Below are 23,108 nucleotides of genomic sequence, written 5' to 3' on the forward strand. Positions count from 1 at the left end.
CATTTCCCGGGTCTACCGGACCGTCGCCTGCATATAAGTCCGCTTGCCCTGTGCATCCTTCAGATAAGGGCCCAGTCCGGCAAACCGCGAATGATCCACATATACCCCCGTCATCCACCGCCCTTCGGTCAGTCCCCCGTTCCACTGCAGCACCAGATCAGGGGCCGAGATCCATTCCTGATAGACTCTGATCTTCTTGTCTTTATATTCTTTGGACGGCTTGTTCATTTCCTGCAGCGGAACCGGGGTCAAATAGGTAGGCACGAAATAGGCAGCAATCAGCTCCAGATCCTCCCCGCTCAAGAACGCCTCGTCTCCCAGATAAGGCTCGAACAACAGCGTATTCTCATACATGGACCAGATTACCGCCTGCAGAACCATGCTCTGGCTGATGCCGTTATGAAAGGTGAACCGGCGCTGCGGGCCTATAGGGGCATCTCCTTCCACCGTAACCGGCTCCAGGCAATGCCGTTCGCAGCCGATGCACTTCCAGCCGGACGGGCTCTGAATCCATTTCTGAAACACGCTGCCGCTGTCATTATCCCCCTTGTATAACGAAGAGATAATCTCGTACGGGACACCAATCCACGCATCCCAGAGCGAAGCGGGCAGATGGCTATGAAGCATGAACAGCACCTTGTCATACATCAGCTGTACTCTGATCGATGCGGTCTCCAGCTCGGCGACATCCTTCTTTCCATAGGTTATTTCCCGGGAAAACAGGGTGATGGTCATGATCTTCGCCTCCCAAAAAGTTTTGTTAGTGCTCCAGCCTGAACTCACTGCGACAAAACTTGCATACGAAGCATACCTTTGGGCTTTTCCTACTTTTGTTAACGCTTCCACTCATCCGCAATATTAGTTTGTTCTATTATATTACACAGGTTTGGCCGAAGTGCAAGATTTATTTGTCTGAGCACGCCATAAAATTGGTTCGTGTGGTGTTATTATGGACGGATTACAATGCCAAATATACCTGGCAGCTGCCCATAATGAAGCACCCCTCACCGCAATCGGCAAGGGGTGCTCATCTGAAATATGAACGGAATTACTCTACCCAGTTCTCGGCCCAGGATTGAATCTGCTGCATCACCGGCTCCAGGGCGCGGCCCTTAACCGTTAATTCATACTCGATACGGACCGGCGTCTCCGGGTAGACGTGACGGACCAGAATACCTTCGCATTCCAGATCCTTCATCCGCTCGGACAGCATCTTATCGCTCATTGACGGAATCAGCCCGGAAATATCCTTGAACCGCTTCGGGCCGCTCATCAATGTCTGAATAATCAGTCCGTTCCAACGCTTGCCCAGAAACGAAAACGCTGTTTCAAACCGCGGGCACATCGTCAGTTGATGTTCTTCCATTATTCTCACCTCTCACTCTTGAAGCTTACGATAAGTTAGTATATATAATTTTACCACATTTAATCCGGATTGAACATCGTTTACCATAAAAAAGTTCATGTCCCCTAACTATTATATCCACGCTGTCAATCCTTGGTTCCTTCCGCCTGCCCGCGCCGCTGAATCGCCTCAGTCACCACATAGGCGAGATCATCGTTGCCGTATAAGGAGAGTACGCCCAGCACCGTATCATCCGAGATGAACCCGGCCTCTTCCTCGGATACGGTCAGCGCCAGCGCCCGGCCAAGTGCCTGATTCCCCTCCTGCTGCGGGTAAGCCTGGAGATACAGGGCGTGCGGGTCAAGCTTGTTGTTCACACACCACTGGGCAAAGACCAGGATCATCATCTCCTCATCCCGCTTATAGCTCTCAATAATCCTCTCTTCCATAGACTTGCTGTAATCGTAATCCTCCATGCTGTTCTCCTCTCTGCTGATCCTATAAGATGTATTATACCGCGACAAGCTGCGGGGACAATGATCTTTGCTTCAATAATCCCCTTTTTTTGAGTATCATGAAATGGATAGTGTGAAGAAGGGGCATAGTATATGAGAAAATGGCTGACAGTAATTGTGTATATCTTGTGTATCATACTCGCATGGGTCTACAGGGAAGAGATTCTGAGCTGGCTCAAAAAGGATCATAATCTATATCTCTCCCTGCTGGCCGCCACGGTGCTGGCGCTGCTTCCTGTACTCCCATATAAGCTGATTATCGGTCTGTACGGTTATGCATATGGAAGTCTGGGCGGGGCGATCCTGTGCTGGAGTGCCACCACGATCGCGGCAGCATTGGTGTACGGCGGTGTAAAGTATCTGTTCCGTGAGCAATCTATCACTTATCTTAGCTCTATTGCGGTGCTGGGGAAGTTCACCTACGCTGTGCAGCAGCGGCCCTTTGCGTCGGTCGTCCTTGCCCGGCTGGCGCCTGTCATTCCGCAGATGGCCGTGAACATCTATGCCGGAGCTGCCGCACTGCCCTTCTGGAGCTATCTCGGCGCAACCGCTCTGGGCAAAATCCCCGGTATCGCCCTCTACGCCTTCCTGGGCGGACAGATGCTCCAGCATCCGCGCAGTGCGGTGATTGCGGTGCTTGTGTATGCTGCCGTGCTGGCCATTGCCGGATTCTCTCTGCGTCCGCGCTCCTCTGCCGGACGGTGAAGTCCGGGTGAACTGGCGGGAGGACTTCATTTGATTTATAATTAAATTGTGATCTATTTAATTGCATATTCGCAAATGGAGGGATAACAATGAGTGAATTTCAAGCTGATTCTATAAACACCAAGACCGAAAAGGCTACCTTTGCCGGCGGATGCTTCTGGTGTATGGTATCCCCGTTTGAAGAGCTTCCCGGGATTATTGAGGTCGTCTCCGGGTATACAGGCGGACATACCGTTAATCCGACCTACGAGGAGGTCTGCTCCGAGACCACGGGACATGTGGAGGCTGTGCAGATTACCTTCAACCCGGAGATCTTTCCATACCGCAAGCTGCTGGAGTTATTCTGGCAGCAGATCGACCCGACGGATGCCGGAGGACAATTCCATGACCGCGGCACCTCTTACGGAACGGCCATCTTCACCCATTCCGAGGAGCAGCGGGAGCAGGCTGAAGCCTCGAAGGCTGCACTTGCCGCAAGCGGGCGATTCTCCGCGCCGATCGTCACTCCGATTCTTCCGGCCAAGCCCTTCTACCCTGCCGAGGAATACCACCAGGGCTACCACCGCAAGAATCCCGGGCATTACAAGCGTTACCGCAAAGGCTCCGGCCGTGAAGCCTTCATTGAAGCCCACTGGACCCACAAGGAGGACCCGCAGAGTCTCAAGGCCCGCCTGACTCCGCTGCAATACGAGGTGACGCAGAATAGTGCCACCGAGTCCCCTTTCCGTAATGAATTCTGGGATCATCACGGGGATGGAATCTATGTGGATATCGTATCCGGCGAACCGCTCTTCAGCTCGCAGGATAAATACGATTCCGGCTGCGGCTGGCCGAGCTTCACCCGGCCGATCCGGGACATTGCCGTGAAGGAGAAGACCGACCTCAGCCATATGATGGTCCGTACGGAGGTGCGCAGCACTTCAGCGGATTCCCATCTCGGCCATGTCTTTAACGACGGGCCGGGGGCGAACGGGCTGCGTTACTGCATTAATTCGGCAGCATTGCGCTTTATCCCCAAGGAAGACCTGGAGAAGGAAGGGTACGGCGAGTACCGCGTGCTTTTCCAGACGGTCTAATTCAGCAGCGACAAAATAACCCCACAAAGTGAAGCTTTAGCGTAGATGGTGACTCAGGTACTTTGCGGGGACCCCAAAACATGTAATTTCTTATCTATCAAGAAGCCTCCAGCCCTGAACTCCGGGGCTGGAGGCTTTTTTGCCGTCTATTATTTATTATCTTTATCCGGATTATCTGCTACAACGGGCGGTGCCGCAGGCGGCGGAGGCGGATCGGACGGATATTGTACATCCACGTCCGGCAGGCGGTTGCCCAAGCGAATCTGATCCGGCCGGGCAGGCTGGCGGCGTTTGACCGCTCTGCGCAGCCAGATTACAACCACTGCCACCACCGCAGCGATGATGAGTACCGGCAGTGCAGCCGCCAGAATAACCACCAGCCACTGGAACATGACAGATAAGGCCTTTAAGCTGCCTTGCAGCGCTTCTGACGCCCTTGCTCCCAGCGGTCCCTGCGTCTTGCTTTTAGTAGCGGCCAGGCTCTCCTCTGTCTCGTAAAGACGGAGCTCTACGGTTGAGAAAGAGACATTCTGGTCAATATAGCGCATTCTGCCCTTGATCCGTTCAATAGACTCCTGGATCTCGCCAAGCTGGTTGGCGAACTGCACGAGGTCAGCTGGCTTGGTCGCTTTTTTCATGAAATCAATGTACTGGGTCTCCATCAGCTGCTTCGCCTTGAGGCGTGACTCCAAATCGACGTATTCCTCTGATACATCCTGCCCCTGAATACTCCGCTGCAGCTCCTCATGCTTGACCTTCTCCAGCTTGTTCAGGAAGGGTGAGAAGCCCGACGCAGGTACCTTCATGACGAAGGTTCCGCCCTTCTCGTATTCGGACATGCTCTCGGTGAATTCAATAATATATCCGCCTGCAAGAGTAACCAAATTCCGCACTTCAGTCTGTGCTGCCCCGTAATCCGCAACCTCCATACTGAGGTTAGCCTTGTAGATCAGCTTCTTGTTCAGTCCCGCCACAACATCGGTGCCGGTGAACCCGGCCGGTGTCTGCCCCGTCTCGGAACCTCCTGCTGCCGGATCGGCGCCGTCTCCCTGCTGGGCTGGCGTACCATTGGCAGCAGCCGCATTGTTACTGAGGCTTTTGTCTTCATCTGCTACCTTAGCATCAGGAAGGCTGGCCGCCGATCCTTCTACCGACGATTCAGAGGTGAAGGCATTCTCCACTGCTCTGTCTGCCGAACCAGAATCTTTATCAGACGAACTGCAACCTGCCAGAACAACCGCCGCAACCAATATACACAACAAGTAATGCAGACCCCATTTGCGCATGTTCATTCCTCCAAGTATGTGTTATGGTATCCGCCCCGAAGGCCCGGGCTTCCGCTGCGGAAGGCTGTTATATCTTCAAGTCTCTTCCGCGCTTATCCCTTTGACGTTCCAGAAGCTGGAAGGTTGCAGGGATCTGGAAAAATAATCAACCCCGCTCTGCTGCTGCAATAGAACGGTTTGCGAAACGGGTCTGCTTTTGTTACAATGAGGTTGATTTAACGCAAAAAACACACCAAATACCCCTATTCATCATGAATAAGGGTAAGGCGTGGCCGGACAAGCTCCACCTTGTCCGGAGGCTTATCAACGGGCAGAGGAGGTGAACCTCATGGCAAAAGACGTATTGTGTGCAGTAAACAGCTGTACCTACTGGGCTGAAGAGAACAAATGCAACGCCGAGTCGATCTTTGTTGCTTACCACAGCTCCAAGCAGCCTACAGAAGCTGAAGAAACAGACTGCAAAACCTTCGAAAGAAAATAATAAATCACTTATTGAATGAAGGGACCCTCCACGGTTCCTTCTTTCTTTTCTCATTCTAGCAAGAATGAGAATTATTATCAAGTGTTTTGTATATACACAAACAACCGCTGCGGCCAGGGTTTATTTTATCCCGGTCACAGCGGTTGTTCATGGTGCGGTTTGCAGCCTATAGCTGCTTACTTACGGACAGCCCCGCTCTTCTCTCTGACAAGCTCTGCAGCCTTCACCATATTCCGCAGTGCTGCTATTGTCTCTTCCCAGCCGCGTGTCTTCAGTCCGCAGTCGGGATTGATCCAGAATTGCTGCACCTCCAGTACGCGCAGCGCCCGTTCAATGGCCGAGGTCATCTCCTCGACTACAGGCACACGCGGGCTATGGATATCATAAACGCCGAGGCCAATTCCTTTGTCGTACTCCTGCTCCTCAAAGCTGACGATCAGCTCCCCATGGCTGCGTGAGGTCTCAATCGAGATCACATCCGCATCCATTGCCGAGATCGAATCAATCATGTCGTTGAACTCACTGTAGCACATATGAGTGTGCACCTGGGTAGTGGCCTGGACATGATTCGTAGCCGTACGGAAGGCCTTCACCGCCCAGTTCAGATAATGGGCATGATCCCTTGCCTTGAGCGGCAGGCCTTCGCGGATCGCCGGCTCATCCACCTGAATCATCTCGATGCCGGCTTCCTCCAGCGCGGATACTTCATGGCGGAGGGCCAGCGCAATCTGCCCCGCCACTGCTTCGCGGCTGAGGTCGTCACGGACAAAGGACCAGTTCAGAATCGTCACGGGACCGGTCAGCATCCCCTTCACCGGCAGCTTCGTCAGCGACTGGGCATATACACTTTCCTTGACCGTCATCGGTTCGATAAAAGCTACATCCGCGTAAATCACCGGCGGCTTCACGCAGCGTGAGCCATAAGACTGCACCCAGCCGCCTGATGTGAAGAGATACCCGGCCAGCTTCTCCCCGAAGAATTCTACCATATCCGTGCGCTCGAATTCCCCGTGCACCAGGACATCCAGACCCAGCTCCTCCTGAATCGTAACCGCCTCGGCAATCTGCCGCTTGATGAACCCGTCATAACGCTCCTGGTTCCAGACTCCCTTGCGCCATTTCAGCCGGGCCTGGCGCACCTCTGCCGTCTGCGGGAAGCTGCCGATGGTCGTCGTCGGCAGCAGCGGCAGACGCCACTTCTCCTGCTGCACCTTCACCCGCTCGGCAAAGGGCAGGCTGCGGTAATCCGGCAGCAAGGCAAGGGCCTGCACCTGCTCGGCCACATCCGCGCGTCCGCGTTCCGGGAGGGCACGGAACTCTGCCAGCACCTCGCGGCTGCGGGCCAGTTCAGCAGCGTACCGCTCTGTCCCCTCATTCGCTGCGGCTGCAATCAGCACCAGCTCCGCCAGCTTTTCATTGGCGAATGCCAGGGCGTTCTTCACGGTAGCCTTCAGCTTGACTTCCCCTTCAACCGTTACCGGAACATGCAGCAGGCTGGAGGATGGCTGGAGAATCAGCTGCCCCTGCGGTACATGCTTCTGCAATTCAGCAACCAGTGCCAGCTTGGCATCCAGATCGGCCCGCCAAATATTGCGTCCATCGAGAATCCCTGCGCCAAGCGTCTTGTCCTGCGGCCAGCCAAGGCGGGTAACCGACTCCAGATTCTTGCCTCCGTCATGAACGAAGTCAAGGCCCAGACCCTGCACCGGCAGTGCCAGCAGTGCTTCAAGCGGCTCGGCAGCTTCAAAGTACGTCTGCAGCATCAGGTTCAGACCGGGAACAGCAGCACTGATCTCACTATAGATATGCTGCAACAGCGCCTGGTCCTCTGCAGTCAGGCCGGTGACAATAGCCGGTTCGTCGATCTGCACCCAGGCTACACCTTCCGCCTTCAGCTCCTGCAGCACCTGTACATAGAGCGGGAGGAAGCGGGCGGCAACTCCGTTTATTTCTGCTGCCGGGAATCCCTTGGACAGCTTAAGGAAGGTATATAATCCGACTATAACAGGCTTGCCTTCAATCCCTGCCCGCTCCTTGGCGAACCGGTAGGCGGCCAGCGGCTTGTTCGCGGTCAGCGTCGGCGTCAGACGGCCGATCTCAGGAACGATGTAATGGTAATTCGTGTTGAACCATTTGGTCATCTCGCAGGCCGGGGCTTCAGCATTGCCGCGGGCCATGGCGAAGTAAAGATCCAGCGGTATATCGCCGCCCTTGTATCCGTAACGCTCAGGGACAATGCCGAACATAACGGCGGTATCCAGCACATGGTCATAGAAGGTGAAGTCGCCAACCGGGATCAGGTCAATGCCTGCCTGCTGCTGGGTCTGTAAATGCTGAAGCTGAATCTCCTCCATCTGCGAGCGGAAGCTCTGCTCGTCGATTTTGCCGGCCCAGTAGGCTTCCAGTAATTTTTTCCATTCACGGTTCTTGCCGATTCTCGGATACCCGAGACTGCTTGTGTTGATTCCTGTACTCATCGTGTCCACTCCTCTGATTAAGAATTCTGATGCCATCTTACTGGACTCCCCCGGCGGCGGGCAACAGATTCCGGGGATTTCCGCTATACAGATTCCCTATAACAGAATGCCAAAAAAGCCGTCCCCCTGTGAAAGAGGAACAGCTTAAGCCCTTGTGTCTAGCCCCTTAGAACCACACCAGATAGACCACACCCGCAAGTACAATCCGGTAGATGGCGAAGGGCAGCAGTTTGATCCGGTTGATCAGCTTCAGGAAGAACCGCATCGATATGAGTGCAAACACGAAGGCGCTGATGAAGCCGGCAATGAAGAAAGGGAGGGCATCCAGCGTGAAATACTGCCAGTTCTTCAGCAGGGAGATCAGGCTCGCTCCAGCCATAATCGGCACGGCCATAATGAACGTGAAGTCGGCTGCCGCCCGGTGGCTCATGCCCAGCAGGACTCCCCCGGAGATCGTTGAACCGGACCGCGAGAAGCCCGGCCAGAGGGAGATACATTGAATCAATCCGACCGATAGCGCCTGTCTATATGTAATCTGGTCGATGCTCTCAGTTCTGGGCTTGCGGGGAGCGAAACGGTCCGCACAGATCATGAATACCGCTCCAACGACAAGACCGATCAGCACGGTCGAAGTGGAGAACAGATGCTCATCGATGTAGTCCTCCAGCAGAAATCCGAACACGCCCGCCGGAAGCAAGCCCACAATGATATGGGTCAGCTTCAGCTTCCCCTCTGTAACCACCTGCGGCTGCCCTTCCGGCACAACCGCCATATCCTTACGGCTAAGCTTGCGGAGTCCCAGCAGATCAATGAACCGGTTGCGGAAAATAATCACTACGGCGAGTATCGAGCCTAACTGAATCACAACCTTGAACGTGTTGGCGGTGTACTTGCCGAGGAATTCCTGCGATTTCAGCCACATATCATCCACGATGATCATATGGCCCGTTGAGGATACCGGAGCAAACTCCGTCAGCCCTTCTACAATGCCCAGAATAATTGCTTTGATAATGGTCAGCAGCTCCATAATTAACCCCCTTTGATTGGTCACTTCTAATCAATCTGTAAACATTCTCAGGTATTTCTGAAACTTGCAGATCAGTTGCAGATGTTAATGCTTAAAGTTGACAGGCCGAAATTCACAATCTATAATTACATGCATGTGCATGCATTTTAAATCCGGAATAGTTGTTCTATCCAGATCTTCCGCATGCCAATCCCAGACAGAATGAAGGAGCGAGACCTAGATGAATGATCTTTTCACCCCTTATACTTACAAAAGCCTGAAGCTGAAGAATCGGGTCGTCATGCCGCCCATGTGCCAATATTCAGTTGATAATAAAGATGGAATCGCTACAGACTGGCATTACAACCACTATGTCAGCCGCGCAGTCGGCGGCACCGGACTGATCATTGTCGAGATGGCTGATGTGGAACCGGATGGCCGGATTACAGATTATGATCTGGGCCTCTGGTCTGATGATCAGATCCCGGCGCTGGCGCGGATTGTTGAAGCCAGCCACGCCCATGGTGCCAAGATCGGAATTCAGGTGGCCCATGCCGGGCGCAAGGCAGAGGATGCCGAGCATCCTGTCTCCGCCTCCGCCATTCCTTATGACAGCAAATCCAAGACGCCCCATGCGCTGACGACAGAGAAAGTGAAGGAGATGGTTCAGAAATTCAAGCGGGGCGTGCAGCGCGCAGTCCAGGCCGGGTTCGATACCATTGAACTGCATGGTGCCCATGGGTATCTGATTCACCAGTTCCACTCACCGCTGACCAACAAGCGGACCGATGAGTACGGCCAGGATCGGACCTTGTTCGGCCGGGAGGTTATCGCTGCCGCCAAAAGCGTTATGCCGGAGGACATGCCGCTGATCATGCGGATTTCAGCCCGGGAGTATGTGGATGGCGGATACGGCATCCGCGAGAGTCTGGAGATCAGCAGAGCCTATAAGGAAGCAGGAGCGGATATTTTCCATATCAGTTCAGGAGGTGAGGGACCGGTTGGCGCTGAGGGCGGACCAGGCACTCAGGCGGCCTATCAAGTATCACTGGCAAGAACAATCAAGCAGGAGCTGAATGTGCCGGTCATTGCTGTGGGCCGGTTGGATGAAGCCGTATTAGCCGATGCAGTAATAGGCAATGAGGAAGCTGACTTGGTGGCGGTTGGCCGGGGAATGCTCCGTAACCCTTACTGGACACTGGAGGCTGGTGTGAAGCTGGGCAAAGATGCAGACGTTCCTAAGCAATATAAATTAGGGTTCCCGCGTTAAGGACAGCTTGTCAGCAGCCTGGGCCAGGGTGTCCTTCACTTCTTGCGGGTGGTATACTGTATAACAATTAATATTCATCACAGCTATGCAACGGAAGGATGAAAGACATGACGATCCCCCCTGCCAATGACCTGATAACCAGCTGGTTGTCTCTCACTCATATACAGATGAATGTAGCCGCAGCCCTTGAAGCGAAGCTGACCGAGAACTATCAGCTATCGCTCAAGGAGTTCTATGTCTTGCTGTTTCTGTCCGAAGCTCCCGAGAAAAAGCTGAAGCTGCTGCAGCTGGAATCCATGGTCGGGCTGAGCCAGAGCGCGATGTCCCGGCTTGTCAGCCGTTTCGAGGCCAAGGGCTGCGGAGCGCTTGAGCGCAAGTCCTGCGAGGAGGACCGCAGAAGCATCTATACTTCCCTGACTCCGATCGGACAGAACAAGGTCGACCGGGCGCGGCAGACCGTTACCGAAGTGCTGCAGGAAGCCTTTCCTGTGGCGGACACGCAGCAGTTGCTGGAGCAGCTGCTCCAATTGAAGCAGTCCTAGGCCCGGGCAGCTGCCTGCCGGGTGAACCCGCCGTCCCTGCTTAGGGGCGGCGGGTTTTTTGCTGAACCTCTGTGAACCATTGGGCATACATCATACTAAACGAACAGAAGTTTAGAGGGGTGTGCAAATGGTATTTACAATTATGCAGCTGATCGGCGGTATCATTCTCTCGGTTGGCTGGATACCGCAGATTGTACAGATCGTCAGGACCCGGTCTGTTGCAGACCTTAGTCTGAAATCTTATCTGCTGATGCTGCTGGGCATCGCTCTTATGGAAGCTTATGCAGTGAATTTGGCTGTGCAGGGGGTTGGGCTCGCTTTTCTGATCACTAATTCCTTGTCGCTGGCGGTTGTGACCTTAGTTGTCCTGCTGATTATCCGTTACCGGAGCAGCTAACAGAGCTGAAATACGGTATACTAACAGCAAACGGGAAAGTCTATACGGAGGGACAGCTATGAAGGAGAACAAGTATGACGAGGCCAGCTTTTTTGCAAATTACAGTGTGATGCCGCGCTCCACCGGAGGGCTTGAGGCTGCCGGGGAATGGCAGGAATTCCGCGCTCTGCTGCCGGAGCTTCAGGGCCAGCGGGTGCTGGATCTCGGCTGCGGGTTCGGCTGGCACTGCCGGTATGCCCGGGAGCAGGGAGCGGCTTCTGTTCTGGGCATCGATCTGTCGGCGAATATGCTGGAGCGTGCCCGTGTAATGACGGATGATGCCGGAATCGAGTACCGTCAGTTGGCAATGGAAGATACCGTATTCGATGCAGATATGTTCGATACTGTACTCAGCTCGCTGGCGATCCATTATATTGAAGATTTCGGCAGTCTCTGCCGTCAGGTGGTGCATTGCCTGAAGCCGGGCGGAGCGTTCGTCTTCTCGGTAGAGCATCCGATCTTCACCGCACTGGCAGCGCAGGACTGGCATTACGGTCCCGAGGGGGAGAAGCAGCATTGGCCGGTGGACAATTATCATCTGGAGGGGCTGCGGCTGGCTCAATTTCTCGGCCATGAGGTTGCCAAATATCACCGGACCACTGCAACTTATCTCAATACGCTCCTTGGTTCCGGCTTCAGTCTGAAGCGCATCTCCGAGCTGCAGCCGACCCCGCAGATGCTGGAGCAGAATCCGGCCTGGCAGGAGGAGACCCGGCGTCCGATGTTCCTGCTGCTCTCGGCGGTGAAGAACTGAACTGCCCCCCAATTCCCCGCACCACACATGCAATTTGGTCAGAACTGCGCTGCCCCGGCCATTGTATTCGCTTTTTGGCATACATCCGGCCCGCACACCCCCCGCACTCACCATGCTATTGCCCCCAAATTTTTGCCCAAAAAAAAGACCAGCCGGACATGCGTCCGCTGACCTTTCATTATCCCCGCAGCTGCAGGGTTCACATTGCATTCTTCACTTTCACCGGCACGTCCTGGGTCTTGGCCAATGCCGTTTGGATCTTCGGTGCCTGGACCAGCTTCCGTCTGCCGAGAGAGGTGGTGAAGGTGATCACATAACCCGCCACAACCACAGCCATTACTGTGTACAAGGTCTCTCTTACCGGCATGTAGAAAAGTGATAAGGCCAGTACGCTGACATCCATCAGGATAAATACGGTGCCTACCTTAATGCCTTTCCATTCACTGATCAGCAGCGACAAAATATCATCCCCGCCGCTCGCCCCGCCGCCAAGCAGGACCATTCCTGCTCCCAGACCGGTCAGCACACCGGACAGCAGCGCCGCAACCGGCAGATTATCCTGCAGGTTAAGCACTAAGCCGGAATACCGTTCCATCAGCCCGTAGAATACCGTGAAGGCGACTACGGAGATGAAGGTTTTGACCACGAATGACCGTCCTTTGAAGATCATCGCGATGATGAGGACCGGAATGTCCAGAATCAGAATGGTTAGTGATGGTGAAATGCCTAGAATATACTTGCCGAGCAGCGATAAGCCTACGAATCCGCCCTCGGTCAACTGGTTCTGATAATTGATGTGATAATACGTAAATGCAAGCAGTAGTGTTCCGGTCAAAATAAGCGCCAGCCGGAGCAGCATATTCCTGCCACTGTCTTGTTTCTTCATGACTTGGTCTCCCCTTATCGTATATGGCGGCTAGACGTCCCACCAGCCTCTACGACGGGTTAAACCGGAGGTGTTACTCCTTCGCATAACATTACTCCTTCCCTCGCAGAGGCGGCTTCGTCAATGCATAACGGTTCGCACATACTCTGCAGGGAAGCTAAGTATAAGACAGATCATAACGTTTCCAAATCGTCCTTTGGGGAATCGTCCTTCGGGGACACATGGTATCCTGATCCTTTCTTTTGTGTGATAGTTTCTGAATAGATTATACCACGCGGAAGGGCAACTCTAAACACCTTCACTGTAAAATGAGTAATCAGCCCGGATTCCGCAGCAGCCGGTTGACCGTCTCGCGGCGTACACCAATCAATTGTCCAATCTCTTCCTGGGTCAGCAAATCTGTAAGCGGTGCGCCATGAGAATATTCGTTCAGCCAGCGGGTCAGCAGCGCCATGCGTTCCCCGGGGGTGCCGACAGTAAGGTGGTCCAGCCGGGTCTGCATGAACCGCACCTTCTCCTGCAGCAGCAGGGCGACCTCCATCACCTTCTCCGGCTTCTCCCGCAGCTCACGGTACCACTCCGCAGCCGGAATAAGCTCGACCTCGCTCTTCATCATCGCCACCGCGGTTCCATGCGCCTCCTTCGGCGAAATGAGGGAATGATGCGGAACCGTCTCGCCCGGATAGAGCAGATTGAACAGCACCATATTCCCGTTCTCATGCAGTCTTGTCACCTTGAACAGCCCGCTCTTTACCCGGAACAGGTTCTGGCCGCCGTCGCCTTGCCGGAACAAAACTTCACCTCTGTGCAGAATCATTTCGCATTCTCCTTTGCCTTCTATGTATATGTATTTCTAATTATACCGAAATACGACACCGAATTGGAGGGGCATGCCGAAAGAAGCGTAAAGAAGCCGCCTGGCCGCAGAGATCACTCTGCTTTCAGGCGGCTTCCCAGACGGATCATACTTACACCTTCACATCAACCGGCTTCTTCCACAGCCCCAGCATCAGTCCAGAGATGACGGAGCCGATCAGCACGGCCAGAAGGAACAGCGCAGCATTGCTGGACAGGAAGGCAACGAACACGCCGCCGTGCGGAGCAGGAACATTGAGGTTCCACAGCTGGGTCAGTCCTCCGGCTACGGCAGAGCCGATGATACAGGAGGTCAGGACGCGCAGCGGATCTGCGGCAGCGAACGGGATAGCACCTTCGGTGATAAACGAGAGGCCCAGCACATAGTTGGTGACCCCGGATTTGCGTTCCGTCTCTGTGAATTTATTCTTGAAGAACGTGGTTGCCAGCGCAATCGCCAGCGGAGGCACCATCCCTCCGGCCATCACGGCGGCCATCATCAGCCCGTTCGTGTTGCCGCTGGAGGTGAAGACCCCGATCGCGAAGGTGTAGGCTGCCTTGTTGAACGGGCCGCCCATATCAATCGCCATCATGCCGCCAAGCACCAGGCCGAGCAGGACTTTGTTGCCGGTACCCAGATTGTTCAGCACATCCGTCAGACCTCCGTTAATCCAGCTGAATACCGGATCGAAGAGGAAGTACATGACACTGCCGGTAATCAGCAGGCTGAAGACGGGATACAGCAGAATCGGCTTCAGACCGTCGAGCGTGCGCGGCAGGCCGGAGAAGACCCGGCGGAGCATAATCACTACATAACCGGCCAGGAACCCTGCGGCTAGACCTCCGAGGAAGCCGGAGTTGGAGTTGAGAGCCATCAGACCACCGACCATACCGGGCATCAGCGCCGGACGGTCGCCGATGCTCATCGCAATGAATCCGGCCAGAATCGGAATCAGGAAATGGAATGCTCCATCCCCTCCGCCAATAGACTGCAGCAGCTTCACCAGCGGGTTGTCGACACCGGCCACCTGCTCAATCAGGAAGGAGACGGCCAGTAGAATCCCGCCGCCGACAACGAAGGGCAGCATATGCGAGATGCCGTTCATCAGGTTCTTGTAGATCTGGCTTCCAATAGAGCCGGACTTCACTTCTGCGGCTCCAGCTTCATTCCTTCCGGAGCTGCGGTAGACCGGGGCATCGCCCTGCGCTGCAATGCGGATTAACTCCTCCGGCTTGCGGATACCGTCGCTGACCGGACGCTGGAGCAGCGGCTTGCCGTTGAAGCGATCCATCTCCACATTCTTGTCGGCAGCGATAATGACACCGCTGGCCCGGGCAATTTCATCGGCAGTCAGCACATTCTGTGCGCCCTCTGAGCCATTCGTCTCGACACGGATGTTAATGCCCATCTCCTTAGCCTTCTTCTTCAGCGCATCCTCGGCCATGAAGGTATGGGCAATGCCAGTCGGACAAGCCGTAACCGCCACTACGAAGCTCTGAGATTCAGGATTGCCGGTGATGACCTTCGCCGGTTCAGCCTTCGGGGCGGCTGCCTTCGCCTCTGCTTCAGCCTGCGCTTCCGCTTCTGCCTGCTTGGTATCGAACAGAGCGGTAACCTCGGCGGGAGTCTTGGCATTCATCAGCTGCGTGGTGAATTCGCTTTCAATGAGCAGCCTGGACAGTGCAGCAAGAGTTCGCAGGTGCATATTTCCAGCCCCGTCCGGAGCCGCGATCATGAAGAACAAATGGGCCGGCGCTTCATCCAGGGAAGCAAAATCAATCCCGGCGCTGCTCTTCGCGAATACCACCGTTGCTTCCTTCACGGCCTTGGTCTTGGCATGAGGCATTGCTATGCCCCCGCCGATACCTGTGCTGGACTGGGCTTCCCGGTCCATAATCTTCTCTTTGAACAGCTTCACATCACTGATGCGCCCATGGTCTGCAAGACTGGCGATCAGCTCGTCGATCGCCTCCTCCTTCGTTGTCGCCCGCAGCTCCATAATCATTGTATCCTGTATCATCAAATCTGTAATTTTCATGAGAACTCAACTCCCCGGATTAACTTGAACTTCTTGACTTGCTCTTTATACTTGAAAGACCGTAATCTGCGGCCGGAGCTGCTCGATCATTTCCCTGTCTGCCAGATCATCGGAGAACGCTGTAGCACTTCCTGAGGCTACTCCGGCACGGAACGCTTCCAGAGCATTCCCGGTTAGCGACAAGGTGCCTACGAAGCCGGCAATCATTGAATCTCCCGCGCCGACTGAATTCTTCACCTGACCCGCCGGAGCGCTGGCATGGTAGACACCCTGTTCCGTTATGAACAACGCGCCTTCGCCGGCCATGGACACGAGTACATATCTGGCACCGCCCTCCAGCAGCTTTCGCCCGTACGTAATAATCTCTTCTCTCGTGCTGATTTCCGTATCGAACAGCTCTGCCAGCTCATGGTGATTCGGCTTGACCAGCAGCGGCCCCCCGGGGAGTGCATCCTTCAGTGCCTGACCCGTAGTATCAATGACGAACTCTGCACCTTTGCGCTTGCATACCGCAATCAGCCGGGCATAAATCTCTCCGCCCAGCGAGGGCGGGGCGCTGCCGGACAAGACCACAATGTCACCCGGCTTAAGTGCATCCAGCTTCTGCAGCAGAGCAGCTGTCTCGGAATCTGTAATCTCCGGTCCGGCTCCGTTAATCTCTGTCTCTTCGCCCGCCTTCAGCTTGATATTAATCCGGGTATCGCCCACGATCTGAACGAAATCGCTGGCGATCTTCTCCTGGCGCAGCCAGCCTTCAATGTAGCCGCCGGTGAATCCGCCCAGGAATCCGGTCGCGGTACTGTCTACGCCAAGCTGCTTCAGCACGCGGGAGACATTGATCCCTTTGCCTCCGGGAAGCTTCATATCCCGCTTCATCCGGTTCAATCCGCCCAGTGCAAGCTCCTCCACCTCGACGATATAATCGACAGACGGATTAAGCGTCACAGTATAGATCATCATTCATCCCTCATTTATCATGTTGTCTTCAGCCCTCATACGAGCGTATAATCCACATTCAGCTTCTCCAGCTGCCGCCGGAAGCTCTCCGGTGTTTCGGTATCAAGTATGCAGTGATCCATCTCCTGCAGATCCGCCACCTTGCAGAAGGAGATCTGCCCGATTTTGCTGTGGTCAGCCAGCAGAATGGTCTGCTTGGCAACCGCAATCATCTTACGCTTGGTGGCAGCCTCCAGCATATTCGGCGTCGTGATGCCTTCGCGGATATCCAGCCCGTTGGTTCCGAGGAATGCCTTGTCAACTCTTACCATATCGAGCGAGCGCTCGGTCATCGGCCCGACGAAGGCCATTGTATCCGGGCGCAGCATTCCTCCGGTCATTGATACCTCGATATGGCGGCAATCCTTCAGCTCATTAAGCGCCATTATCGAGTTGGTAATTACCTTCAGATTGTGGAATGCTCTCAGCTCCCGGGCAATCTGCAGCGTTGTGGTTCCCCCGTCAAGGAGAATGGCATCGCCTTCTTGAATCATCTCCACAGCCTTGCGGGCAATCCGCAGCTTCTCCTCCAGGAACCGGTCCTCCTTATCGGCTACAGCCGCTTCAAAGTTCACGCTCTGCAGCGATACCGCTCCGCCATGCGTACGCTTCAGCAGCCTCGCCTCTTCCAGTTCCTTGAGATCCCGGCGGATAGTCGATTCAGAGACTGACAGCTCCTGGCTAAGTTCCTGTACCGATGCCCTTGTATGCTTCTCTACAAACTGCAGGATCATCCGTTTGCGTTCTTCTTCAAACATGCCGCACACTCCTTAGGATGTGCAGCTGTCCGTCAAGGGATTCCTGAGTGCACATCGTTTGTATGGGTTCTATCATTTGACTGAATCAAAGTCATTTATGACCGATTGTGATTATTTCTGCTCATTTATGATTGTAACAGCGTTTTCATTAACTGTAAAGAGTATTTACTGCTTAATTTGCACCCGGGATCAGCCCTAGCTCGGCTTCATTTCCGTCACACGCAAATAACCTCCCGATTGCCTATTTCATATTGGGAGATGGCGACATATTTTATAATACATATGGGAAAAAGCGGGTGAACAAGAGATGGCCTATAACAGGAACAATGGGAATAGCAATTCGGGCAGCGTAGCCGGAAGCGGCGCAGGCAGCGGCGGACCTGCGGAGACGGAAGAGCTGAGTGCCGAGGATTATGCAATCATTGCCGCCGGCTTGGGCGCCTTGGGCGAGATCTTCGCTTTTCTGTCCCTGGTCAAGGCCAAGCAGGTCACCAAAGAAACCGGAGGTCAGGTAGGAATAGGCCTGGACCCGGTTCTGTTCGTTCAATCCAGATACAAAAAAGCAGCCAGACGAAAATCCCGCCGGCCGCGTTAACTCTTCATATTCCTAATACTGCTCACCGCAGCATAGCCTTATACCGGATTCAGCGGCAAGTCGTCATGACTGGCCAGAACCGCTTCCACACTCTCGCGGGAATCCTCCTCCTTCAGCAGCACAATGACAATAATATGCTCCAGATCGGCATGTCTGGCATAGGCTTCCGCATCTTCCTGCGGGACGCCCATCCCGATCAGACTGACAGCCAGGCCATCGCCCGCGGTTTCCGCGCCGGCCAGCTTGCGTGCAGCGGGACCTGCGGCGACGGCTGTATCGCCGATCATATCCAGGCCTACGCCAAGTGCGCGGGCAGTGCCGAACAAGCCCTCATTTCCCGCACCGCTCTGTGTCTCTCCGATTCCGGTATCGTGGCTGATGATTTCCAGCGTATTTTTCTGCTTCGTGACCGCTGAGATCTGCTTCGCCGGAATTCCGTGCTCCTTCAGCCCGCTGATCGCCAGCGCAGCATCACTCCGGTGCCCGAAGATCCCGAATACTAATCTAGGCATGCGGCATCCCTCCTGTTACTGCGCTATTACCACGATGCCCGGTGCTTGAACCCGGCGGAGTTCGCCGCGGCCTGCGGAGTGAATCAATCTCTTCTATTTCGGTTATAAAGATAGAATGAGATGAATACATAAACATATTGATAGAGAAAGGGGAGGCTGCTATGCTGGACAGCAAATATTTCCGGACAAGCCTGGCAATTATCGCTTTTTTGACCATTCTGTACTTAGGCTCCAAGGTTGCCTTCCTGATTACTCCGGTCCTGTCTGTCATTAACCTGCTGCTGGTGCCGATGATGCTGTCGGGCTTCATGTATTATCTGCTGCGCCCGATCGTCAATTATCTGGGAACCCGGAATGTGAACCGCGGACTCTCTGTCCTGCTGATCTATCTTGTCTTCACCGGACTGTTCGTCCTGTTCTGGGTACTGGTCTGGCCGACGCTGCGCGAGCAGATTCAGAATTTCATTGAGAATACCCCATATCTGGTTGAGGGAATTCAGAATCAGTTCAATCAGCTGCGGAATGACCCTACCTTCTCCCGCTTCTTCAGCGGTGAGAGTGATGTGACCACACGCCTCACCGAGTATGTGAACAACGCCATCACCTGGGTGACTAACTCCATGTCCAATCTGATTGCGGTTGTCTCCAACATTGTTGTACTGATTGCCACCTTGCCGATTATCCTCTATTACATGCTGAAGGACGGACACAAGCTGTCGCCGATTCTGCTTAGCCTGATTCCAAGGAAGTACCGCAAGGAAGGCCAGGAGACGCTAAAGGATATCGACAGTGCACTGAGCGGCTTCATTGTGACAAGGGTTCTGCTCAATGTTGTGCTGGGCGTCCTGCTCTATTTCGGCTTCCTGCTGATCGGCCTGCCGTACTCCCTGCTGCTTGCGGTGATCTCCATTCCGCTGAACTTTATTCCTTACATCGGTTCTGTGCTGGCGGCGGTCCCCGTAGTCATCGTAGGGTTCATCGAATCCCCTTCTATGGCCATCTGGTCGCTGGTTGTCATCCTCATTGCCCAGCAGATTCAGGACAATGTGCTGTCTCCGATTATCTACGGCAAGTCGCTGGATGTGCATCCGCTGACGACCGTGCTGCTCGTTCTCGTGGGCGGCGATTTCTACGGACTGATTGGCGTGCTTATTGCACTTCCGGTATATATGATTGTCAAAATCCTGTTCCTGCGCATCTATGAGATCATTATCGCGGAGCGGACGGACCCGGCCGCTCCAGTGACCGCTGCTCTCACGGATCTGGACCTTGCATCCGAGCCTGGCAAGGATGATCCGGTATAACCTCGCGCATAACAGCAAGACGGGCAAGTCTCCACTCTGGAGGCCTGCCCGTCTTGCTGTTATAAATAGCTCTATCCCCTCAGGGAACGGACCACAAATATATGACCGCTCTTGGACAGATTCTGTCCGTCCTTCAGTGTGACGGAGCCTTTGGTATGCGCGACGATGACCGCATTGTATGCCACCAGCTGGTCTCCCCGCCAGACCGTTACGGCGGATTTGAAATAGACGGCATTGTCGAACTGCAGGCGGGCCCGCATGACATACCCTACCGAATGGAGGACCGGGGGCAACGCCCTCTCCTTGGGAGCCAGAGCCTTAATGAATACAATATCGCGAAAAGGAACAGCAATCTCCTGATGTCCGATGACAGCCACCGAAGCGGCCGGGTCCCAACGGCGGAGAACGCCTTTCATAATCGTATACGGCTGCTCTCCACAGTACATAATGACCGGTCTGCCTACCCAATGCTTCATGGCCCCGCTCCTCTCGCTTAAGTCTATGCTGCTACTTATACATTCGGTATGGACCAGTCAATTCCTCTCAGACCGTGCTCCTCCAGAAACTGGTTGGCCCGGGAGAACGGACGGCTGCCGAGGAATCCCCGGTGGGCAGAGAAGGGACTTGGATGCGGTGACTGGATCACCATATGCCTGCTGCGGTCAATGGCTGCCCCTTTAAGCTGGGCATGGCTGCCCCAGAGGATGAAGACCATCGGCTCTGTCCGTTCATTCAGCTTCTCCATAATGGCGTCGGTGAAGGTCTCCCAGCCCAGCCCCTTATGTGAATTCGGCTGGCCTTCCCGCACCGTCAGTACGGCATTGAGCATCAGCACCCCTTCTTCCGCCCAGTGCAGCAGCGAACCGTGGTTCGGAATGGCAAGGCCCAGATCACTATGTAGCTCGGTGTAAATATTACGCAAAGATGGAGGGACTCTGACGCCTGGCTCTACCGAGAAGCTCAGGCCATGAGCCTGTCCTGCGCCATGATAAGGGTCCTGTCCCAAGATAACGACCCGGGTCTTGCTGTAAGGTGTCAGCTTCAGCGCCGAGAACAGCTTGTCCTTCGGCGGATACACGTTATACTGCTTGTACTCCCGTGCCAGAGCGTAACGCAGCTCCTGAAAGTAAGGCTTCTCCGTCTCCTCCTGCAGCACTTTATCCCAATCATTGTCAAACATCCGGTTCTCCTCCCGTGTGCCTTAAGATTAGTATTGTTCCATTACCCGTTATTAACCAAGTAGCGGGGAATTTATTTGCGGCCGTAGTCCGCCTTGATCTCGCCCCAGGCCTTGGTCTGCCATTTCAGCACCTTGTTGTCATAGGTGTGGGTACGCAGCCAGTTCTCCGCCCGGTCGATCAGTGTCCAGATCTCCTCTGTGGACGCATCCCGCGGCAGTGTCGTCGCCACCTTCTTCTGCTTGACCCATTTCATTGCATTCACAGAATCGCTGTAGACGGTCTTACTGCTGCCCTCCTTCTTCAGCAGAGCCAGAGCATGGACAATGGCCAGGAATTCGCCAAGATTGTTCGTTCCTTTGCGGATTGGACCGCAGGAGAAGATTACATCCCCGGTCTGCGTGTCCACCCCTTTGTATTCCACCGGTCCGGGATTGCCCCGGGTCCCGACATCTACTGAAATACTGTCATAATCGATCTCCTCCGAAGTATCCACACCAGCACTCCGCCCCCGCGAAAAGGCAGGCTTACCCTTGGCGGCGGCCGATGACGCCCCACCTGTTCCCCAGTTCCCCTTCCAGCCTGCCCTGTAGGCGGCATCCGCAGCTGCCTTGCTCTCATAAGACTTATATTTTGCTCCCGTATAATGATCCGTCTGCGCCTGGCATTCCGCCCAGGTGCTGTAGACGCCGGGCTGCTTGCCTTCCCATACTACGTAGTATTTCTGCTTAGCCAACCAAGCCAGCTCCTTTCTGCCCCAAAATCATATTGTAATTCAAACCCTAACGATAATGAAGCATGATCTGTATGTTCTACTTGGATAAATCCCCGCTGGCGCGTTCATACTATGACAGCAACTTTACTCCAGCATTTCCAGTGTAGTATTCATAATCATCTCAAGCTTGTCCTTGTCCTTGACAGTTTTGACCATAACTCTGAGCCCGATCAGGGCATTATGCAGCGAGGCGGCCAGGGCCCGGGCCGTGTGCCGGGAAGAGATTTCACCGCTTGCCTGTCCATGCCGGACCAGCCGCTCTATCAAGGCTTCAGTGTCCTCAAAAGCTTCATTGGCTCTGGCGGCAGCCTCCGGGTCATAACCCGACAGCTCGACAGCTGTATTGACCAGCATACAGCCCTTCGGTTCTGCGTCATTCCGGTGAATCGTCGCCTCGAACAGCAGACGGATAGCAGCGGCAGCAGAGTCAACTCCCTCCACCCGCGCCTCCAGCCTGGAGCTTTGAATGGAAGCAAAGCGCTCCAGCGCTTTTATATATAAAGTATGCTTGTCGCCAAAAGTGTCGTACATGCTGCGCTTATGAATTCCCATGCCGGCGACCAGATCCTGCATCGAGGTTTTCTCATAGCCCTGCTGCCAGAAAATAGTCATCGCTTTGAGCAAAACATCATCGATATCAAATTCCTTGCTTCGCGCCATGATCCTGCTCCTTTCGCGGTCTATTTTATCATTTATAGAACGACCGGTAAATATTACAGCACCAACACATACCTGAGGAGGTTATTCACATGAGAACAATTGCAGCAATCCTTACCGTATTCACCCTGACGCTGCTCATCGGATGCGGCAGCAACAACAAAGCGGCCAATACCAATACACCCGCAGCCGGCAGCGGCAATACAGCCGCCACACAGGCCCCGGACGCCGTAACCTCGGCTTCGGTGGTGGATAACGGGGAAGCCTTCAAGAAAGCGATCAGCAAGGACGGTACCTGGATCGCCGCAACCCTGAAGGATCTCTCATTCTCCGAGGATCTTGTCGTGGACGGGCAGTTCATCAACAAGGAGAAGCCTGCCCGCAAAATCGCGCTCTACACCCAGGATGCCGACCACAACATCACGAATTCCTTCAAGCTGACCGCTCCGAAATTGACAATCCGCAGTGAGAATACCCGGATACAGGGCGGAACGTTCATCGGCGATGTCTATGTGGAGGCAGACGGCTTCGCCGTAGTCAATGCAACGATTGAGGGCAATGTGTATTTCTCCGATGCCAAATACCAGGCGACCTATTCGGCGGCTGACCAGGGCAAGGTAACCGGTGTAACGGAAGTGAAGCAGTAATCTGCGGTACTCC

General features: G+C 54.4%; 26 protein-coding genes. 10 read left to right on the forward strand and 16 right to left on the reverse strand.

Going from position 1 to position 23,108, the window contains the following annotated elements; all coding sequences use genetic code 11:
* Positions 1 to 12 precede the first annotated feature (12 nt).
* From K1558_RS04735 to K1558_RS04745, 3 genes are all read right to left on the reverse strand, one after another.
* On the reverse strand, positions 13 to 735 hold the full coding sequence (locus K1558_RS04735; protein WP_238650245.1) for a hypothetical protein: 723 nt from the start codon (positions 733 to 735) through the stop codon (positions 13 to 15).
* A gap of 313 nt (positions 736 to 1,048) precedes the next feature.
* The gene (locus K1558_RS04740) at positions 1,049 to 1,366 is read right to left on the reverse strand and encodes a winged helix-turn-helix transcriptional regulator (RefSeq protein WP_238650246.1); all 318 of its coding nucleotides are present in this window, start codon (positions 1,364 to 1,366) and stop codon (positions 1,049 to 1,051) included.
* Positions 1,367 to 1,491: 125 nt separating this feature from the next.
* Complete coding sequence (locus K1558_RS04745; RefSeq protein ID WP_238650247.1) at positions 1,492 to 1,821, reverse strand: hypothetical protein; 330 nt, start codon at positions 1,819 to 1,821, stop codon at positions 1,492 to 1,494.
* A 132-nt stretch (positions 1,822 to 1,953) separates the two neighbouring features.
* On the opposite strand from K1558_RS04745, the gene K1558_RS04750 reads away from it, so the two are divergent.
* Positions 1,954 to 2,565, forward strand: a complete 612-nt coding sequence (locus tag K1558_RS04750; protein WP_238650248.1) for a TVP38/TMEM64 family protein — start codon at positions 1,954 to 1,956, stop codon at positions 2,563 to 2,565.
* A gap of 89 nt (positions 2,566 to 2,654) precedes the next feature.
* Entirely contained in the window at positions 2,655 to 3,641 is a 987-nt protein-coding gene (gene msrA, locus K1558_RS04755) for a peptide-methionine (S)-S-oxide reductase MsrA (RefSeq protein ID WP_238650249.1), read from the forward strand.
* 149 nt (positions 3,642 to 3,790) lie between these two features.
* On the opposite strand, the gene K1558_RS04760 is transcribed toward msrA, so the two are convergent.
* The gene (locus tag K1558_RS04760; RefSeq protein WP_238650250.1) at positions 3,791 to 4,927 is read right to left on the reverse strand and encodes a DUF4349 domain-containing protein; all 1,137 of its coding nucleotides are present in this window, start codon (positions 4,925 to 4,927) and stop codon (positions 3,791 to 3,793) included.
* A gap of 328 nt (positions 4,928 to 5,255) precedes the next feature.
* On the opposite strand from K1558_RS04760, the gene K1558_RS04765 reads away from it, so the two are divergent.
* On the forward strand, positions 5,256 to 5,408 hold the full coding sequence (locus tag K1558_RS04765; RefSeq protein WP_238650251.1) for a DUF1540 domain-containing protein: 153 nt from the start codon (positions 5,256 to 5,258) through the stop codon (positions 5,406 to 5,408).
* Between the two features lie 176 nt (positions 5,409 to 5,584).
* On the opposite strand, the gene metE is transcribed toward K1558_RS04765, so the two are convergent.
* Together metE and K1558_RS04775 are read right to left on the reverse strand one after the other, a co-directional pair.
* Positions 5,585 to 7,885, reverse strand: a complete 2,301-nt coding sequence (gene metE, locus K1558_RS04770; protein ID WP_238650252.1) for a 5-methyltetrahydropteroyltriglutamate--homocysteine S-methyltransferase — start codon at positions 7,883 to 7,885, stop codon at positions 5,585 to 5,587.
* A 166-nt stretch (positions 7,886 to 8,051) separates the two neighbouring features.
* Positions 8,052 to 8,912 carry an undecaprenyl-diphosphate phosphatase gene (locus tag K1558_RS04775; RefSeq protein ID WP_238650253.1) on the reverse strand — a complete coding sequence of 287 codons (861 nt, stop codon included), beginning with the start codon at positions 8,910 to 8,912 and terminating at the stop codon, positions 8,052 to 8,054.
* 220 nt (positions 8,913 to 9,132) lie between these two features.
* Here K1558_RS04775 and K1558_RS04780 point away from each other — a divergent pair, with 220 nt between their 5' ends.
* From K1558_RS04780 to K1558_RS04795, 4 genes are all read left to right on the forward strand, one after another.
* The gene (locus tag K1558_RS04780) at positions 9,133 to 10,161 is read left to right on the forward strand and encodes an NADH:flavin oxidoreductase/NADH oxidase (protein WP_238650254.1); all 1,029 of its coding nucleotides are present in this window, start codon (positions 9,133 to 9,135) and stop codon (positions 10,159 to 10,161) included.
* Positions 10,162 to 10,268: 107 nt separating this feature from the next.
* Entirely contained in the window at positions 10,269 to 10,703 is a 435-nt protein-coding gene (locus tag K1558_RS04785) for a MarR family winged helix-turn-helix transcriptional regulator (RefSeq protein ID WP_238650255.1), read from the forward strand.
* Between the two features lie 127 nt (positions 10,704 to 10,830).
* On the forward strand, positions 10,831 to 11,100 hold the full coding sequence (locus tag K1558_RS04790) for a PQ-loop domain-containing transporter (protein ID WP_238650256.1): 270 nt from the start codon (positions 10,831 to 10,833) through the stop codon (positions 11,098 to 11,100).
* A gap of 58 nt (positions 11,101 to 11,158) precedes the next feature.
* On the forward strand, positions 11,159 to 11,893 hold the full coding sequence (locus K1558_RS04795; RefSeq protein WP_238650257.1) for a class I SAM-dependent methyltransferase: 735 nt from the start codon (positions 11,159 to 11,161) through the stop codon (positions 11,891 to 11,893).
* Positions 11,894 to 12,092: 199 nt separating this feature from the next.
* Here the strand turns inward: K1558_RS04795 and K1558_RS04800 are convergent, their stop codons facing one another.
* From K1558_RS04800 to K1558_RS04820, 5 genes are all read right to left on the reverse strand, one after another.
* On the reverse strand, positions 12,093 to 12,779 hold the full coding sequence (locus K1558_RS04800; RefSeq protein ID WP_238650258.1) for a YitT family protein: 687 nt from the start codon (positions 12,777 to 12,779) through the stop codon (positions 12,093 to 12,095).
* Between the two features lie 316 nt (positions 12,780 to 13,095).
* On the reverse strand, positions 13,096 to 13,596 hold the full coding sequence (locus tag K1558_RS04805; RefSeq protein ID WP_238650259.1) for a Crp/Fnr family transcriptional regulator: 501 nt from the start codon (positions 13,594 to 13,596) through the stop codon (positions 13,096 to 13,098).
* A 151-nt stretch (positions 13,597 to 13,747) separates the two neighbouring features.
* Positions 13,748 to 15,673 carry a PTS fructose transporter subunit IIABC gene (locus K1558_RS04810; protein WP_238650260.1) on the reverse strand — a complete coding sequence of 642 codons (1,926 nt, stop codon included), beginning with the start codon at positions 15,671 to 15,673 and terminating at the stop codon, positions 13,748 to 13,750.
* Between the two features lie 45 nt (positions 15,674 to 15,718).
* Positions 15,719 to 16,630, reverse strand: coding sequence for a 1-phosphofructokinase (gene pfkB, locus K1558_RS04815; protein WP_238650492.1), 912 nt, complete (start codon positions 16,628 to 16,630; stop codon positions 15,719 to 15,721).
* 35 nt (positions 16,631 to 16,665) lie between these two features.
* The gene (locus K1558_RS04820; RefSeq protein ID WP_238650261.1) at positions 16,666 to 17,427 is read right to left on the reverse strand and encodes a DeoR/GlpR family DNA-binding transcription regulator; all 762 of its coding nucleotides are present in this window, start codon (positions 17,425 to 17,427) and stop codon (positions 16,666 to 16,668) included.
* A gap of 307 nt (positions 17,428 to 17,734) precedes the next feature.
* On the opposite strand from K1558_RS04820, the gene K1558_RS04825 reads away from it, so the two are divergent.
* On the forward strand, positions 17,735 to 18,022 hold the full coding sequence (locus K1558_RS04825) for a hypothetical protein (RefSeq protein ID WP_238650262.1): 288 nt from the start codon (positions 17,735 to 17,737) through the stop codon (positions 18,020 to 18,022).
* Between the two features lie 38 nt (positions 18,023 to 18,060).
* On the opposite strand, the gene K1558_RS04830 is transcribed toward K1558_RS04825, so the two are convergent.
* Positions 18,061 to 18,534 (reverse strand): general stress protein, encoded by a 474-nt coding sequence (locus K1558_RS04830; protein ID WP_238650263.1) that lies wholly within the window; start codon positions 18,532 to 18,534, stop codon positions 18,061 to 18,063.
* Positions 18,535 to 18,695: 161 nt separating this feature from the next.
* Between K1558_RS04830 and K1558_RS04835 the strand changes: the two genes are divergently transcribed.
* Positions 18,696 to 19,838: an AI-2E family transporter gene (locus tag K1558_RS04835; protein ID WP_238650264.1), complete on the forward strand. Its 1,143-nt coding sequence runs from the start codon at positions 18,696 to 18,698 to the stop codon at positions 19,836 to 19,838.
* Between the two features lie 71 nt (positions 19,839 to 19,909).
* Here the strand turns inward: K1558_RS04835 and K1558_RS04840 are convergent, their stop codons facing one another.
* The 4 genes from K1558_RS04840 to K1558_RS04855 all read right to left on the reverse strand — a co-directional run bounded on the left by K1558_RS04840 (position 19,910) and on the right by K1558_RS04855 (position 22,451).
* Entirely contained in the window at positions 19,910 to 20,314 is a 405-nt protein-coding gene (locus K1558_RS04840; protein WP_238650265.1) for a hypothetical protein, read from the reverse strand.
* A 35-nt stretch (positions 20,315 to 20,349) separates the two neighbouring features.
* Positions 20,350 to 21,018, reverse strand: a complete 669-nt coding sequence (locus K1558_RS04845; protein ID WP_238650266.1) for a uracil-DNA glycosylase — start codon at positions 21,016 to 21,018, stop codon at positions 20,350 to 20,352.
* Positions 21,019 to 21,089: 71 nt separating this feature from the next.
* Positions 21,090 to 21,752, reverse strand: coding sequence for a ribonuclease H (rnhA, locus tag K1558_RS04850; protein ID WP_238650267.1), 663 nt, complete (start codon positions 21,750 to 21,752; stop codon positions 21,090 to 21,092).
* 123 nt (positions 21,753 to 21,875) lie between these two features.
* Positions 21,876 to 22,451, reverse strand: a complete 576-nt coding sequence (locus K1558_RS04855) for a TetR/AcrR family transcriptional regulator (protein ID WP_238650268.1) — start codon at positions 22,449 to 22,451, stop codon at positions 21,876 to 21,878.
* An 89-nt stretch (positions 22,452 to 22,540) separates the two neighbouring features.
* On the opposite strand from K1558_RS04855, the gene K1558_RS04860 reads away from it, so the two are divergent.
* On the forward strand, positions 22,541 to 23,095 hold the full coding sequence (locus tag K1558_RS04860) for a hypothetical protein (RefSeq protein ID WP_238650269.1): 555 nt from the start codon (positions 22,541 to 22,543) through the stop codon (positions 23,093 to 23,095).
* Positions 23,096 to 23,108: the final 13 nt, after the last annotated feature.

This window comes from Paenibacillus piscarius, from assembly GCF_022234545.1.
Taxonomy (GTDB): domain Bacteria; phylum Bacillota; class Bacilli; order Paenibacillales; family Paenibacillaceae; genus Paenibacillus_AQ; species Paenibacillus_AQ piscarius.